Consider the following 16,290-nt stretch of genomic DNA (forward strand, 5'->3'; position numbering starts at 1 on the left):
CAGCTGGACGAGCGCCTTCAGCATTAACTCCATCCAGCTTCAGGCGCTAACGGCTCGAGGTCATTTCCATTCTCTCGGTCGAAAACTAAAAAGACGTTTTCGATTCGAGAATTCCAATGCTTGTCGCCGTTGAACGAGCGCCTTCAGCATTTAGTTAGTCAACAATCAATTTCTTCCGTAGCTTGTCTTCGCTGAAGATCCAGCCTGTATAGGATTGGACTACTTCGTAATTGTTGTTTAAAAGTGCGACTGCGACGAATGGATAGCGGTTGTCGCTGCGATAGCGTAGGTCGATTAAGCGCACTTCATGGAAGTTATTTTCAAGCTCTCTTATTTCCCAACGGTATAAAGGTGAGAATGACAAGAATGCAGCTAAATTGGAATCTTCAAGTGCTGCTTGGAATAACGGTGTGTCAGGTAGTGGCTCGATTGGGAATTTATCATATATTGTGATGGAGCGGCCATAAGCTCGTCCTACGTAGTGATTTGTTCTTGAATTTGCTGCGATACGCCATTGAAAAAAGCGCATTGTCGGTGATAGAATAATTTTTTCGGCATCTGGAATGGTATTTTTGACAGCGTGCTTAACGGCTTGCTGTAAGGTATACCGGATTATATAGTAAATGATAAGGATGCAGTATAAAATTGATATTGTCCAAACGGGATTGGCGCCAAAAGCCCACAGCATTAGTGCTATGACATGTAAGCCGAAAATTATCGGATCGAATGTGTTAATGACACCGAGCGCGACCCACTTTTTCGACAATGGGCGAAGTGCTTGTGTTCCATAAGCATTGAAAATATCGACAAAAACATGTAGAAAAACGGCTAAAAATGTCCAAAGCCATAGATGTAATACGTTGGCATCTTGAAACAACAGCGATAGTACGCCGGTTATTAAAAGCGGCCATAATATTACAGCGGGAATTGAATGAGTAATACCGCGGTGATGACGAATATAAACGGCATTATTGCGCAGTTTTAAAACTGTATCTACATCGGGTGCTTGTGACCCAATTATTGTTGCTGTAATGACTGCAGCTGTAGTCATGGAGCTACCTGCTACAACTGGATCAGCTAATGCTAAGCCACCGAGAGCAATGCCCATAACTAAATGTGTACCTGAATCCAAAGATGATCAGCTCCTTAAATAGTGGGAGAGAAAATTTTAAATCTCTTTAGCGAAAACTGTAAATTCGTTAACTTTTTATACTTTTTTAAACGAAAAATAAAATCGAAAATACCTAGGAGGAAACAGTGTACTATCAATATAAAAAACAATTCCAACAAGCATTAGTCGAATGGTATAAAAGAGAAAAACGAGACTTACCTTGGAGAAGAACCTGTGACCCATATAAAATTTGGGTATCAGAAGTGATGCTCCAACAGACAAGAGTCGACACCGTTATACCATATTATGAACGATTCTTAAGTGAATTTCCAACATTGCAACATTTGGCAGATGCTGAAGAGGAGAAGTTGCTGAAGCAATGGGAAGGATTAGGTTACTATTCACGTGCGCGTAACTTACAAGCGGGCGTTCGTGAAGTTGTTGAAAATTATAATAGCCTAGTACCAGATAACCGCTCTGAAATTTCTAAGTTAAAAGGCGTTGGTCCATATACGGCAGGAGCTGTTTTAAGTATTGCCTACAATAAAGCAGAGCATGCTGTAGATGGTAATGTGATGCGTGTTCTTAGTAGAGTTTTATTAATTGAAGAAGATATTGCGCTGCCTAAAACGAAGAAAACGTTCGAAAACGCAGTAATGGAATTAATTGATCCAATGCATCCATCTGAATTCAACCAAGGCCTAATGGAGTTGGGCGCGACGATTTGTACACCAACATCTCCTAAATGCTTATTATGCCCAGTACGTGAATTTTGTACAGCATTTAATGAAGGGCAACCGGAGAATCTTCCTATTAAAACAAAAAAAGTAAAGATGAAGCACATTCCTTATGACGTTTTCGTTATAAAAAATACTATAGGTCAATTCTTAGTTGAAAAACGTCCTGCAAAAGGGTTACTTGCCAATATGTGGCAATTCCCGATGGTTGAGCAAGTAGGGAATGCAGATACAACAAACGAAACAAAATTAGCAGAACAATATAACTTAAACTTATTATCGCGCGAAAAGTTAACTTCATTCAAACATATTTTTTCACATTTAACATGGCATATTGAAAGTTATTCAATTGGTTGCGAGGAGCAAGCAAAGCTGCCAGGCAATTGTCAGTGGTTCACTGCAGAGGAAATGGCCAATTTACCAATGCCAGTTCCAATGCAAAAGGTGTGGCAAAGTTATAAAATCGAAACCACCTCTTTATAAAGGAAATATTACCAAGAATAGATTTCGCCTTTTTGTGCAAATTAGATAGCACGGAGGTGATTTCCATGAAAAAAAATCAAAACGCTGCTAACAATTCAAAAGCGATGAACGAGGAGTTTGGTGCTGAAACCGATTTCCAAGAAGTTGCAAAGCAAAACAATAAAGCTGAGCAAAACAAGCAAAATGCTTCAGGACAATTCGCAAAACAAAACCAAAATAACTCTAACGAGGAGTTTGGTGCTGAAACCGATTTCCAAGAAGTTGCAAAGCAAAACAATAAAGCTGAGCAAAACAAGCAAAATGCTTCAGGACAATTCGCAAAACAAAACCAAAATAACTCTAACGAGGAGTTTGGTGCTGAAACCGATTTCCAAGAAGTTGCAAAGCAAAACAATAAAGCTGAGCAAAACAAGCAAAATGCTTCAGGACAATTCGCAAAACAAAACCAAAATAACTCTAAGTAATCATGGGACACACCCGAATGAGCGAAGGCTTTTGGCCTTCGCTCATTTTTTGCTACACGTTTTTAGTCATGATTGTTATAATGTTAGCAAAGAGTGCTTTTCCAATAAGTGTTTATCGAAAAGGTGGGTATTAACATGGCGATTCCATTAGAAGGGGAAACAATACAAATACATAGTTACAAGCACAATGGTCGTATCCACCGTGTCTGGCAAGAAACGATGGTATTAAAAGGAACAAAAAATATAGTCGTCGGTGCAAATGAACGAACACTCGTAACCGAAGCTGATGGACGTACATGGTTAACACGGGAGCCATCCATTTGTTACTTCCATGCAGAGCATTGGTTTAATATTATTTGTATGTTGAGAGAAGATGGAGTATATTACTACTGTAATGTGAGCTCTCCATTTGTTTTTGATAATAATGCTATTAAGTATATTGATTATGATTTAGATGTAAAAGTATTTCCAGATATGTCTTATACTTTACTCGACGAAGATGAATATGAGCAGCATAAGAAGGAAATGGGCTACCCCACTGTAATAGATCAAATTTTGAAATCGAATGTTGATAAGCTCATTGGTTGGATACAACAAAGGCGCGGACCGTTTGCACCTGACTTTATTGAGGCTTGGACGAGCCGTTATCAATTTCAAAGAAAGCTTCATGACAAAAACTAGTAAGTGCCTGTTGGTGAAAACCAGCAGGCTTTTCGCTTGAAAAGGGAGTGACTTTTTATAGATAGTATGAAACGTTATATGAGGTTCGTAAAACCGTATAATTGGGAAATATTTTTAACACTAATTATCGGGATTGTTAAATTCGCCATCCCGTTATTTATTCCAATATTAATCAAAATCGTTATTGATGATATTGTTGGTGCAAAAGATTTAACGAGTGATGAAAAAACGTTACAGCTGTTTTATTGGCTAGGTGGGACGGCGGTTGTCTTTTTCGTATTAAGACCACCTATTGAATATTATCGTCAATACTTTGCGCAGCATGTGAGTAATAAGATTTTATATGACATTCGTAAAGAACTTTATGGCCATCTACAAAAGCTAAGCATGAACTATTATTCCAATTCCCGTGCTGGTGAAATCATTTCTCGCATCATCAATGATGTAGAGCAGACGAAAAACTTTGTAATGACAGGCCTAATGAATGTTTGGCTGGATTTTGCAACAATTCTAATTGCCATTGGTATTATGTTAACGTTAGATGTGAAGCTAACATTAGTAACCTTAATCGTCTTCCCCTTCTATGCATTCAGTGTGAAATACTTCTTCGGCAGATTACGTGATCTAACCCGCAAGCGTTCACAAGCATTAGCAGGAGTGCAAAGCTATTTGCATGAACGTGTTCAAGGGATGAGTATTATAAAAAGCTTCACTTTAGAAAAGCATGAACAGAAAATTTTCGATGAAACGAACGGAGAATTTTTGGACAAAGCGCTTGATCAAACAAAGTGGAACGCTAAAGCTTTTGCAGTCATTAATACGATTACAGATGTTGCTCCATTAATCGTAATTGGATACGCAGGATATGAAGCAATTAATGGTTCACTTTCTACCGGTACGATGGTGGCGTTCATCGCTTATATCGATCGACTATACGGACCTTTACGTAGACTTGTTACATCTTCAACCTCATTAACACAAGCATTTGCTTCGATGGACCGTGTCTTCGAATTGATGGATGAGAAATATGATGTAGAGGATCATCCAAATGCAAAAAAAATACCGCCTTTACAAGGGAAATTCCAATTTGAAAATGTTTCATTTCGTTATACAGAGGATGCGAAGAATATACTTCATAATGTGAATTTCACAATTCAACCAGGTCAAACAATTGCGCTTGTAGGGATGAGTGGTGGTGGTAAATCAACGATTGTTAGCCTAATTCCACGATTCTATGATGCAGTAGAAGGTGCTATTAAAGTTGATGGTATTGATGTGAAAGATGCAACCATTCATTCACTTCGCTCACAAATCGGTATCGTACTGCAGGATAATATTTTATTTAGCGATTCTGTTAAATTGAATATCCTAATGGGTAAGCCAGATGCCTCTGATGAAGAAGTAATCGCAGCTGCCAAGGCGGCTAATGCACATGACTTCATCATGTCATTACCAGAAGGTTATGATACAAAAGTCGGCGAGCGCGGTGTCAAATTATCTGGTGGTCAAAAGCAACGCGTAGCTATTGCACGAGTCTTTTTGAAAAATCCGCCAATCTTAATTTTAGATGAGGCGACATCAGCTTTAGATTTAGAAAGTGAAGCATTAATTCAAGAATCATTAGACAAGCTAGCACATGATAGAACAACAATCGTAGTAGCACACCGGTTATCAACTATTACACATGCTGATCAAATTTTAGTAATCGACCATGGTGAACTAAAAGAACAAGGTACACATGAGCAATTGATAGAGCAGCAAGGTATATATCACAACCTATTCCAAGTGCAAAAGTTAGACGTATAATAAGATGGAAAACAGTATAAAGTAAAGGCCTTCTCCAAAATGGGAGGTCTTTATTTTTTTTGTTATTAATATGCTTTTATATGAAAAGTATTGCAATTTTTTAAATTAGCAGTATAAAATAGAGAAAACATCATAATAGTCTGAAAACATTGAATAATTCGTATTTTAGGGAGGGACTACATGAGTGATCGTAAAGAATTACTACAAGTAAGAGGACTTCAGACGACATTTTTCACAGATGATGGTGAAATCCCTGCGGTAGATAATGTTGATTTTTCGGTAAGGGAAGGCGAAATACTTGGGATTGTGGGAGAATCTGGCTGTGGTAAAAGTGTAAGCGCTTTATCCATTATGGGGCTTGTACCGTCTCCACCAGGGAAAATTACAGGCGGTCAGATAATATTTGATGGCAAAGATTTAACGAAGCTTTCTCAAAAGGAAATGCGTAAAGTTCGAGGGAATGATGTCGCGATGATTTTCCAAGAGCCGATGACCTCACTGAACCCACTATTTACAATTGGTAATCAGTTGATGGAGGCTGTATTAATTCATCATAAAGATTGGTCAAAAAAACAGGCTAGAAATCGTGCCGTAGAAATGATGCAGCTAGTAGGCCTTCCAAGAGCGGAAGAATTGATAAAGGAATATCCACATCAATTATCGGGAGGTATGCGTCAACGTGTAATGATTGCTATGGCACTTGTTTGTGATCCTAAGGTGTTAATTGCTGATGAGCCAACAACTGCATTAGATGTAACAATTCAAGCGCAAATTTTGCAATTGATGAAAGAATTAAATAAACGATTAAACACAGCAGTTATTATGATTACGCATGATCTAGGTGTAGTGGCAGAAACGTGTGAGCGAGTCATTGTAATGTACGGTGGGCAAGTGGTAGAAGAAGGCCCCGTTCAATTAATCTTCAATGATCCTCAGCATCCATATACAAAAGGACTCATTCAATCTGTACCAGACATGCGCTTTAAAAAGCAAAGGCTGTATTCTATACCTGGTAGCGTACCGAAGCCGGGCTCAATACGCACGGGTTGCCGTTTTGCCGCACGTTGTGAATTTGTATTAGACCAATGTAGCGTAACAAACCCTGACTTATATCAAACAAGCCCAGTGCATAATACGAGATGCTTCTTATATGAAGAAAAGGAGGTGTCTCTAATTGACAGAGCCGTTGTTGAAAGTTAAGGGTTTAAAAAAATATTTCCCAATTCATCGGGGGATGCTTGGTAAAGTATCTGGTCAAGTAAAGGCTGTAGACGATGTTTCCTTTTATGTGAATAAAGGTGAGACGTTGGGAATTGTCGGCGAATCGGGCTGTGGTAAATCTACTACCGGCCGTATGCTTATGAGATTACTAGAGCCTACAGAAGGATCGATTGAATTTGATGGCAAGCTACTTTCGGATCTATCAAAAGAAGAAATGCGTAAGGCGCGTCGTGAAATTCAAATGGTTTTCCAAGATCCGTATGCTTCTTTGAATCCAAGGCATTCAATTGGGAAAATTTTAGAAGAGCCCCTCATTGTCCATGGTATTGGAGATGCACGAGAACGCAAGAAAAAGGTCATAGAGTTTCTTGAAATCGTTGGACTCAGTAGTTATCATGCAAAGCGATATCCTCATCAATTTAGTGGAGGTCAAAGGCAGCGTATTGGTATAGCGAGAGCGCTTATGACGAATCCGAAATTGATTATTGCAGATGAGCCCGTTTCAGCATTAGATGTCTCGATACAAGCCCAAGTTTTAAACCTTATGCAAGATTTGCAGAAGGAGTTAAAACTTACTTATATATTTATCGCGCATGATTTAGGCGTTGTTCGCCATATTAGCGACCGTGTAGGGGTTATGTATTTAGGTAAAATGGTTGAGCTAGCAGATAGTGAATCTTTGTATAGCAATCCATTACATCCATATTCCAAGGCGTTACTATCAGCAGTACCAGTACCAGATCCAAACTTTACACGTGAACAAATACTGATAAAAGGGGATATACCAAGCCCTTCTAATCCGCCGACAGGGTGTACTTTTCATACAAGATGTCCGTTTAAAATGGAGATTTGTACAAAAGTAGTTCCCGTATTAACAGAAGTTGAGAAAGGTCATTCTGTTGCTTGTCATTTATATAATGAGCAAGGTCAACAATGATAATAGAGCAAAGTGTGGAGGGGTTTTGTATATGAGGAAAAAGAGATGGTTGGCGCTAGGATTAATGTTATTGCTAGTATTATCTACTGCATTGGCAGCTTGTTCATCTGATAGTAAAGATGATGGCAAGGACGAAAGCACAGGTGGCAAAGAGAAAAAAGAAAAGACGTTAATCTTTGGTCGTGGTGGAGATTCCGTGTCACTTGACCCTATTGCTGTAACTGATGGTGAGTCTTACAAAGTAACACAAAATTTATTTGAAACATTAATCAACTTCGGTGAACAAGATACGACTTTAAAACCTGGTCTAGCAAAATCATGGAAGGCAGCTAAAGATGGTTTAAGCTACACATTTGAATTACAAGAAGGCATTAAGTTCCATGATGGAACAGATTTCAACGCAGAGGCAGTAGTGAAAAACTTTGAGCGTTGGATGAGTGGCAATGCAGAAACCAGACCTTATTTTGCTTCAATGTTCGGTGGATTCAACGGAGATAAAGCAGCAGTTATCAAATCTGTTGTAGCAGATGGTGATTATAAAGTAGTTATTACATTAAATCGTCCACAAGCTCCATTTTTGAAAAACCTTGCAATGGTTCCATTTGGTATTGCAAGTCCAACTGCATTTGAAAAAGATGGTAAAAAATTTGGTGATAACCCAGTAGGTACGGGTCCATTTAAATTTGTTTCTTGGAAACGTAATGATTCAGTAACAATCGAAAAGTTTGCTAATTACTGGCAAGATGGTTTACCAAAACTTGATAAAATCGTATTCAAAACATATCCAGAAAACTCAGCTCGTTTAAATGCTTTAATTAAAGGTGAAATCGATTTAGCAGATGGTATTAATCCATCAGATGCTACATCAATCGAAGATAATGCAGATTTACAATTATTCAAACGCCCATCAATGAACGTTGGTTACTTAGGTTTAACAGTAACACGTCCACCATTTGATAATGTAAAAGTTCGTCAAGCGGTAAACTATGCAATTGATAAACAAGCAATTATTGACGCATTCTTCGAAGGTCAAGCTGAAGTTGCGAAAAACCCAATGCCGCCAGTAATTAGTGGCTACAATGAGGATGTAAAAGGTTATGATTATGATCCAGCAAAAGCAAAAGCGTTACTAAAAGAAGCTGGTTATGATGGTAAAGAAATCGAGCTATGGGCTATGCCTGTACCACGTCCTTACATGCCAGATGGTCAAAAAGTTGCTGAAGCAATTCAAAAGAACTTAGCTGATGTTGGTATGAAAGCTAAAATTGTATCATATGAATGGGCAACTTATTTAGAAAAAGCAGAAAAAGGGGAAGCGGATGCATTCTTACTTGGCTGGACTGGTGATAATGGGGATGCAGATAACTTCCTTTACACTTTACTTGATGAAAGTAATATCGGTAGTAACAACTACACATTCTTTAAAAATGCTGAAACACACGAATTAATGCTAAAAGCTCAAACTGAAGTAAATGAAGCTAAACGTAATAAGCTATACAAAAAGGCTCAAGAAATCTTATCTGAAGAAGCACCATGGGTTCCGCTTGCTCACTCTACACCACTTTTAGCTGGTAGAGCAGACGTTCTTAATTTCTGGCCACATCCAACTGGATCTGACAAGTTAGACAAAGTAGATTTTAAATAAGAAGTACAACTAAAACTACGCCTTTCGCTTATTTGGCGGAAGGCGAGTTTTTATCAAGAAAGTATTATACAACAAGAATAAGATGGAGAGGTGAAGAGGATGCTTCACTATATCGGAAAACGACTATTACAGTTAATCCCGGTTTTGCTCGGAATGACCTTTATTGTTTTCATGATTATACGTGCGATTCCAGGTGACCCTGCACAAGTAATTTTAGGGCAGCAAGCTACAAAAGAATCGGTGGCGTCATTGCGAGCAAGTCTAGGATTGGATAATCCTTGGTATATTCAGTATTTTGATTATTTAGGGAGTTTGTTTACAGGTGACCTAGGTGAATCAATGCGTACGAAAGTGGCTGTATCAAGTGAATTGTGGCCATATTTAGCAGCGACATTAGAGTTAGCTCTTTGTGCAATGATTTTAGCAGTAATTATTGGAGTGAATGCTGGAATAATTTCAGCATGGTTCCAGAATTCTTGGTTTGATTATCTTGCGATGATTATAGCGCTTGTCGGTGTATCTATGCCTATTTTCTGGTTGGGCTTAATGGGGCAGTGGGTGTTTGGTATTCAATTAGATTTACTTCCTACTTCAGGAAGAGATGATGCCAGAAATCCAGTCGATCCTGTCACGTATTTGTATGTTGTAGATACAATTATTCATGGTAGATTTGATCAACTATGGGAGGTATTTAAGCATCTCATACTCCCTGCGACAGCATTAGCAACTATTCCAATGGCAATAATTGCACGTATGACTCGTTCGAGCATGCTTGAAGTAATGCGTTCTGACTATGTTCGAACAGCGAGAGCTAAGGGCCAGAAAATGTTCTGGGTTGTTTACAAACATGCTTTGAAAAATGCTATCATTCCGGTATTAACAATTATCGGTTTACAAATGGGGTTGCTTTTAGGTGGAGCTATTTTAACAGAGACAATCTTCAGTTGGCCAGGTATCGGACGCTACATTTATGAAGCCATTGGATTCCGAGATTATCCGGTTATACAATCTGGTATTCTAGTTGTTGCTTTTATTTTCGTTATGATCAATTTAATAGTAGATATTTTATACAGCTTAATAGATCCACGGATTAAATATGACTAAGAGAGGAGGAGTCCAATATGTCTGAAATGGCACCGAATGCAACGATTGATATAGTTGTTCAACAAGATCAATCAGTAGGTCCATGGAAAGAAGCTTGGCGTAGCTTTAAAAAGAGTAAAGCGGCACTTGTAGGAGCAGGGATAGTGGTGTTCTTCGTCCTTCTCGCTATTTTGGGTCCTTGGATTACTACAGAAGGAATTAATGACCAAGTTTTAAAGGATCGTTTACAACCACCATCAGCAGAGCACTGGTTTGGTACTGATGATTTTGGTCGAGATATTTTTTCACGTATTGTTCATGGCGCTAGAATCTCGCTTATGGTTGGTTTCGTTTCTGTCATTGGTTCAGTAGTTGTCGGCAGTGTTTTGGGGATTCTTGCTGGTTATTATGGTCGTTGGATTGATACGATCATCTCACGGATATTCGATATTATGTTAGCTTTTCCGAGTATGTTACTTGCCATTGCTGTAGTATCTGTACTTGGGCCCTCACTGCAAAACGCTTTAATTGCCATCGCAATTATTAATGTTCCAAACTTTGGAAGGCTTATTCGTTCGAAGGTTTTGAGTATTAAGCAGGAAGAATATATTGCGTCTGCAAAAGCGATCGGGATGAAGGATACTCGTATTCTCTTCTCTCATATTTTACCGAACTCGATGACTCCAGTGATGGTACAGGGAACTCTGGCGATTGCTACGGCTATTATTGAAGCAGCGGCACTTGGTTTCCTAGGGCTTGGCGCACAAGCTCCAGCTCCAGAGTGGGGAAAAATGCTTGCTGATGCACGTATCTATTTAATCAATGCCCCTTGGACAATGATTTTCCCAGGATTAGCGATTATGCTGACCGTATTAGGATTTAATTTAATGGGTGATGGTTTACGAGATGCACTTGATCCGAAAATGAAGAGCTAAAAGAAAAGAGCATCTGAAGTGTCGTTGTACTCGACATTCCGGATGCTCTTTTTTTAGAAAATACTCTCTTCTAGATCAATTTTAATTTCATCGCCGTGATGATTTTGATAAGCCATGATCAATGTATCTAAATGCTCTAAGTTCTCTTCATAATCTAAGATACGAGAGAGAATATGCAGTAAATGATAGCTTGAAAATTCTTCATCTTCATCATTTTCACGAGAAATCGCAATTTGATCTGCGAAAATATCCATGACTTCGTTTCTTTGTAAGTATTCATCTTGTCCGACCCATGCTGTATGCTCCGGTTTCAGTTTTCCTGTATATTTCAAAAAGAGCTGTTCGTGATAAGTGAGTAGGAAGTCTAATCGTTCTTGAATCATAATATGAAATTGCTCAGGAAGTTTTGATAATTCGTTTTCATGTAAATGAAGTCTTTGCAATACTTCTAAGCTTTTTTTCGATGTTGTAATCATCTGTCTGTAGACAACGAGCTTTCTTGCTTTCGCATGCTTTTTATTTTTAAAATAGCTACGTTCTTCCTTATAAAATAAAAACAACTGGTTAATCTTCAATTGATGGTCTTTTAACTTTCGCAAAGATTTTTTCGTTGAAGTATGTTCTGAAGCCTGTCTTACCGCCAGACGGGTCCAACGAATAATTTCATCTTGCAAAAGGTTAATAGCTTGGAAAAGTTTCGACTCATAATGAGGCGGTAAAAATACAAGATTGACGACAAAAGCAGCAAGCACTCCAATCAGTACCGTAACAAAACGAATTAAACCGAAAGTGAGAAAATCGTCACCGTGAACTTCTAAAATGGCGATGACAGTTACAAGTGATAAGGAAATACAATTTTCCAAGCCGAGTCGAATAACGATTGAAATTGTTATAATTGCAGCCAATCCTACGGCTACATAATGATGGCCGAAAAATAAACCAAATGAGACAGCTATCGCAGCACCGATTAGATTAGATTGGACTTGTTCTAGAATTGTTAAATAAGAACGATAAATTGATGGCTGGATTGCAAAAATAGCCGCAATGCCGGCAAAAACGGGTGATGGCAAGTTGAGCAAATCTGCAATATACAATGCAAATACAATGGCTAAACCTGTTTTTAAAATACGGGCACCTAATTTCATTTGAAATGGGTAACCTCTCTTTCTATATACTGTATTCCGCTACTTTAACTGATTACCTAAAAATGGTCAACAGCGGGATGTTCGATGCACTTAATCAGCATATGATGGTAACCTATAATGTAGACAAAAAAACCGACAGAACGTCAAAAAATTGATACAATTATTGTAAAAGAAAATAGGAGGAATAGCTATGACAGTAGTGGAAGGTCAACAAGCACCAAACTTTACATTAAAAAATGAACAAGGTGAATTGGTGTCGCTTGCAAATTATATAGGAAAGAAATCAGTAGTACTATATTTTTACCCGAAAGATATGACGCCAGGCTGTACAACACAAGCATGTGATTTTAGAGATTTTCATAGTGATTTTTCTGATTTAAATGCAGTTATTTTAGGGGTAAGCCCAGATGATGAAAAAAGACATGGGAAATTTATAGAAAAGCACGGGCTACCATTCTCACTTTTAGTAGACGGGGATCATGCTGTTGCGGAAGAATACGGCGTTTGGACATTAAAGAAAATGTACGGCCGTGAATATATGGGGATTGAACGCTCTACTTTTTTAATTGATGAAAATGGGGTAGTTATAAAAGAGTGGCGCAAAGTTCGAGTGAAAGGACATATCGATACAGTACTATCCTATTTACGTGAGAGGAGGGAATAATGATGAAGATTTATTTTACATTTGATCCACGACCAGATTTAAAAGAGAAGGTTTTGAAAGATTTCCCTGATGTCGAATTTATCTTCCATAACAGTATAGATGACGGTGTTTTAAAAGAAGCAGAAGTTTTAGTAACTTACGGTGAGGATATTGAAGCACGGCATATTGAAGTGGCAGAGAAGCTACAATGGATTATGGTCGCTTCTGCTGGTATAGAGAAAATGCCTCAAAAAGAAATTGCCAAGCGTGGAATTGTTGTTTCGAACGTGCGTGGTATTCATAAAATTCCGATGGCAGAATCTGTACTGGCGCATATTCTAGCGTATAAACGTGGACTAGTTTGGATTTATGAACAGGAGCAAAAAGCTGAATGGAGCCGTAAGTCTAAAGCAAGCGAACTTCATGGTTCTACTGCTCTCCTAATAGGACCTGGCGCAATTGGTTCTGAGATTGGTAGATTGTTACAAGCTTTTGGCGTACATACGATAGGGTGTAATCGCTCAGGCAAATCAGTAGATTACATGAATGACATGATTTCATTTGATGCTTTGCAAAACACGTTACCAAAAGTAGATGTTGTCATTTCTGTTTTGCCAAGTACACCTGATACGTTGCATTTGTTAAAGTATGAACATTTTAAAGCGATGAAAGATAGTGCATTATTCATGAACTTTGGCCGTGGGGATCTAGTGGCAACTGATGTATTGATGAATGCATTGATTGAAGCGGAAATTGCTCACGCTGTGCTGGATGTGTATGAAGAAGAACCGTTACCATCTGATCATCCTTTTTGGCAGATGACTACTGTGACAGTTTCACCCCATGTCTCAAGCCATTCCTCTCGATATATGGAACGCAGTTTAGAGATATTCAAACCGAATTTACGAAAATGGCTTGTGGGGGATAACGAACTCATTAATAAAATGGATATAACAAAGGGCTATTAGTTACGTGCTTTTTGCAATAGAAGGAAGAAGTATCATTACAAATGAAATGATTGAGAACGGTATTAAGAATGTAATGATACTTTTTGGATAATATGAAGGTGTATTTTATTAAAAATAAATAGGCTATCAATAAAAACACGAACAAAAATGTGACTCTCAGATGGATATGTTGACATATGCGCCACTTTTTAAGTAAACTAATTATAACAATTATAAACTAATAATATTTATGAAGTGAGGTGCATGGCGATGTCTGAAATGCAATTGAAGAGCGCACTTGACACGCTAAAAACAACAGGCGTAAGGATTACTCCGCAACGTCATGCGATTTTAGAGTATTTAATCGAATCAATGTCGCATCCTACTGCAGATGAAATATACAAAGCACTTGAAGGGAAATTTCCTAATATGAGTGTAGCGACAGTTTACAATAATTTACGTGTATTCCGTGAATCAGAGCTTGTAAAAGAACTAACATATGGAGATAGTGCAAGTCGTTTTGACTTTGTTACAAATAAGCATTATCACATTATTTGTGAAGGCTGTGGGAAGATTGTAGACTTCCATTACCCTGGACTTGATGAGGTTGAACATTTCGCCGCTCATGTCACTGGCTTCAAAATTAATTCACATCGCATGGAAATTTACGGCACGTGTCCAACATGTTCTGAGCAAGCTACAAAAAGTTAATAAGAAGGGAAGCTACTTAACTGTCATCTGCGACAAATAGGTAGCTTCTTTTTATGGTAGACTGTTGTAATGTTATTTGCAGTAAAAAACCCCGTTACAAATTAGTAACGGGGCAAATACATCAATCTTTATGCTTTGATCTATTGTTTAATGATTGGTCAAACTCTTGTCCTTCTAATGAAGGGTCTAAAGTTAGTGGTTCATTACAATACATACACATATCTACACGTCCAAGAACTTTCGTGTGTTTGTGACAACCCGGACATTCTACTAATACTGCTCGAGTTGACAAGAACCCAATCCATCCATATACAAATGTACTACCTAAAATACAAAGGACACCAAGCGTCATGAAAATAATAACTAACCACTGATGTTCTTTAAAGAAGATGGCACCGTACATGATGATAAAGCCAATAAATATAAGAGATAAAGCAAATGACCGAATTTTATTTATCTTATTTTTATATGGTTTCATTTGTAAGCCTCCTAATCTACAACATACTATAACACAAATTGATATCGCAATATGAAGTGAAAAGTTTATGAAGGAATCTTATTATATCTGTCGAACGTTTAAGACAGAGTAATTTAACTATAGGAGGATTATTATGGAGCAGTTGCTACGACCTATATACCAAGAACGTGCAAGTCACCCAAATACAATAGGTGTAATTCTAATAGAAAAAAGGGAAGAAGTTAGCCCGATTACAGATACATTTGATACGATACTTCTTATTATAACGAAAGAAAGTAAGCGATCTGTTTTTACAAAGCACTATACATTCGATAACAAAAAGGCAGCAATGCATATTATTACGGAGAAGCAGTTAAATAAATGGTTATTAGTAGGAACGAATAAGAAGATAGTTGATTGGCTATTCTTCGGAAAAGTACTATTCGATCGTAATGAGTATCTATCTAATTTAAAGAAAGAACTGAAGGAATTCCCTTTCTATGGTCGTAAAATCAAAATGGGCATAGAGTTTGCGAAGTTAATCCGCAGATATTTAGAAGGTAAAGTGTGCTTTGAAGAGAAAGATTACTTAGATGCCTATAACCATGTTGTTGAATCATTGCATCATCTAGCTCGTCTTGCAGTAATGGATAGAGGTTTATATCCAGAGATAACAGTCTGGTCGCAAGTAAAACAAATTGATCCTGCTATTTATAAATTATACGAAGAACTGATCACAAGTGAAGAATCACTAGATAAAAGATTAGAGCTTTTGTTTTTAGCGAGTGAATTCTTTATTCATTCACGTACAGCTGATGGAGCAACACATGTAATTGAAGTAATGGCTCAGAAGGACTTTTGGACAATTCAAGAATTACATGAACAAGAGGAGCTAAGAAATTACTCAGTCGATCTTGAGGTTTTCATCGAATACTTAATAGATAAAGGTTATATCTCTGTTGAGCGAGTAGAGACAAAAGGGAATAACATTTACCATAGAGATTATAAGGTTGAAGAAATCGTGGAATAGTTGTATAGTAATTGAGGCGTTCAAAACGCCTCGAAATTCTTTTTGAAAAAGTGTTGACACATATATAGATACTATTGTATGATATTAATTGTCGCTAAGACGTGTTGAAAAAACTTAATACTTCCTCCTGAAAAACTTTTTTAAAAAAGTGATTGACAGAGAAAGTTAAAGATGTTAAGATATTAAAGTCGCTGCAACAAACAACGACAACGACAAAAATGAACCTTGAAAACTGAACATGCAAGACGTTAATC

General features: G+C 37.7%; 16 protein-coding genes. 13 read left to right on the forward strand and 3 right to left on the reverse strand.

The window, feature by feature from the left end:
* Nucleotides 1-154 precede the first annotated feature (154 nt).
* Entirely contained in the window at nucleotides 155-1,132 is a 978-nt protein-coding gene (locus JFL43_RS13275) for a metal-dependent hydrolase (protein ID WP_200749412.1), read from the reverse strand.
* A 125-nt stretch (nucleotides 1,133-1,257) separates the two neighbouring features.
* Between JFL43_RS13275 and mutY the strand changes: the two genes are divergently transcribed.
* The 9 genes from mutY to nikC all read left to right on the forward strand — a co-directional run bounded on the left by mutY (nucleotide 1,258) and on the right by nikC (nucleotide 11,103).
* Nucleotides 1,258-2,331 (forward strand): A/G-specific adenine glycosylase, encoded by a 1,074-nt coding sequence (gene mutY, locus JFL43_RS13280; protein ID WP_200749413.1) that lies wholly within the window; start codon nucleotides 1,258-1,260, stop codon nucleotides 2,329-2,331.
* A 65-nt stretch (nucleotides 2,332-2,396) separates the two neighbouring features.
* Nucleotides 2,397-2,795 (forward strand): gamma-type small acid-soluble spore protein, encoded by a 399-nt coding sequence (locus tag JFL43_RS13285; protein WP_200749414.1) that lies wholly within the window; start codon nucleotides 2,397-2,399, stop codon nucleotides 2,793-2,795.
* Nucleotides 2,796-2,930: 135 nt separating this feature from the next.
* Nucleotides 2,931-3,476 carry a nucleoside tri-diphosphate phosphatase gene (gene ntdP, locus JFL43_RS13290; RefSeq protein WP_100795868.1) on the forward strand — a complete coding sequence of 182 codons (546 nt, stop codon included), beginning with the start codon at nucleotides 2,931-2,933 and terminating at the stop codon, nucleotides 3,474-3,476.
* Between the two features lie 78 nt (nucleotides 3,477-3,554).
* Nucleotides 3,555-5,282, forward strand: coding sequence for an ABC transporter ATP-binding protein (locus JFL43_RS13295; RefSeq protein WP_200749415.1), 1,728 nt, complete (start codon nucleotides 3,555-3,557; stop codon nucleotides 5,280-5,282).
* A 180-nt stretch (nucleotides 5,283-5,462) separates the two neighbouring features.
* Nucleotides 5,463-6,482 carry an ABC transporter ATP-binding protein gene (locus JFL43_RS13300; RefSeq protein WP_200749416.1) on the forward strand — a complete coding sequence of 340 codons (1,020 nt, stop codon included), beginning with the start codon at nucleotides 5,463-5,465 and terminating at the stop codon, nucleotides 6,480-6,482.
* Nucleotides 6,457-7,440: an ABC transporter ATP-binding protein gene (locus tag JFL43_RS13305; protein ID WP_100795871.1), complete on the forward strand. Its 984-nt coding sequence runs from the start codon at nucleotides 6,457-6,459 to the stop codon at nucleotides 7,438-7,440. Before JFL43_RS13300 ends, JFL43_RS13305 begins: the two co-directional genes overlap by 26 nt.
* Before the next feature lie 31 nt (nucleotides 7,441-7,471).
* Nucleotides 7,472-9,085 (forward strand): ABC transporter substrate-binding protein, encoded by a 1,614-nt coding sequence (locus JFL43_RS13310; RefSeq protein ID WP_200749417.1) that lies wholly within the window; start codon nucleotides 7,472-7,474, stop codon nucleotides 9,083-9,085.
* Between the two features lie 99 nt (nucleotides 9,086-9,184).
* Entirely contained in the window at nucleotides 9,185-10,189 is a 1,005-nt protein-coding gene (locus JFL43_RS13315; protein ID WP_200749418.1) for an ABC transporter permease, read from the forward strand.
* A 17-nt stretch (nucleotides 10,190-10,206) separates the two neighbouring features.
* Nucleotides 10,207-11,103, forward strand: coding sequence for a nickel transporter permease (gene nikC / locus JFL43_RS13320; RefSeq protein ID WP_200749419.1), 897 nt, complete (start codon nucleotides 10,207-10,209; stop codon nucleotides 11,101-11,103).
* Nucleotides 11,104-11,156: 53 nt separating this feature from the next.
* On the opposite strand, the gene JFL43_RS13325 is transcribed toward nikC, so the two are convergent.
* On the reverse strand, nucleotides 11,157-12,248 hold the full coding sequence (locus tag JFL43_RS13325) for an FUSC family protein (RefSeq protein ID WP_100795874.1): 1,092 nt from the start codon (nucleotides 12,246-12,248) through the stop codon (nucleotides 11,157-11,159).
* A 190-nt stretch (nucleotides 12,249-12,438) separates the two neighbouring features.
* Here JFL43_RS13325 and bcp point away from each other — a divergent pair, with 190 nt between their 5' ends.
* From bcp to perR, 3 genes are all read left to right on the forward strand, one after another.
* Nucleotides 12,439-12,912, forward strand: a complete 474-nt coding sequence (gene bcp / locus JFL43_RS13330; RefSeq protein ID WP_100795875.1) for a thioredoxin-dependent thiol peroxidase — start codon at nucleotides 12,439-12,441, stop codon at nucleotides 12,910-12,912.
* A gap of 2 nt (nucleotides 12,913-12,914) precedes the next feature.
* Nucleotides 12,915-13,859 carry a D-2-hydroxyacid dehydrogenase gene (locus JFL43_RS13335; RefSeq protein WP_200749421.1) on the forward strand — a complete coding sequence of 315 codons (945 nt, stop codon included), beginning with the start codon at nucleotides 12,915-12,917 and terminating at the stop codon, nucleotides 13,857-13,859.
* A 249-nt stretch (nucleotides 13,860-14,108) separates the two neighbouring features.
* A complete protein-coding gene (gene perR / locus JFL43_RS13340; RefSeq protein WP_200749420.1) occupies nucleotides 14,109-14,549 on the forward strand; it encodes a peroxide-responsive transcriptional repressor PerR in 441 nt (146 codons plus the stop codon).
* A gap of 121 nt (nucleotides 14,550-14,670) precedes the next feature.
* On the opposite strand, the gene JFL43_RS13345 is transcribed toward perR, so the two are convergent.
* Nucleotides 14,671-15,027, reverse strand: coding sequence for a YgzB family protein (locus JFL43_RS13345; protein WP_100795878.1), 357 nt, complete (start codon nucleotides 15,025-15,027; stop codon nucleotides 14,671-14,673).
* A 133-nt stretch (nucleotides 15,028-15,160) separates the two neighbouring features.
* Here JFL43_RS13345 and JFL43_RS13350 point away from each other — a divergent pair, with 133 nt between their 5' ends.
* Entirely contained in the window at nucleotides 15,161-16,036 is an 876-nt protein-coding gene (locus JFL43_RS13350; protein ID WP_100795879.1) for a nucleotidyltransferase-like protein, read from the forward strand.
* Nucleotides 16,037-16,290 lie beyond the last annotated feature (254 nt).

This window comes from Viridibacillus soli (assembly GCF_016612995.1).
GTDB classification, from domain to species: Bacteria; Bacillota; Bacilli; order Bacillales_A; family Planococcaceae; genus Viridibacillus; species Viridibacillus soli.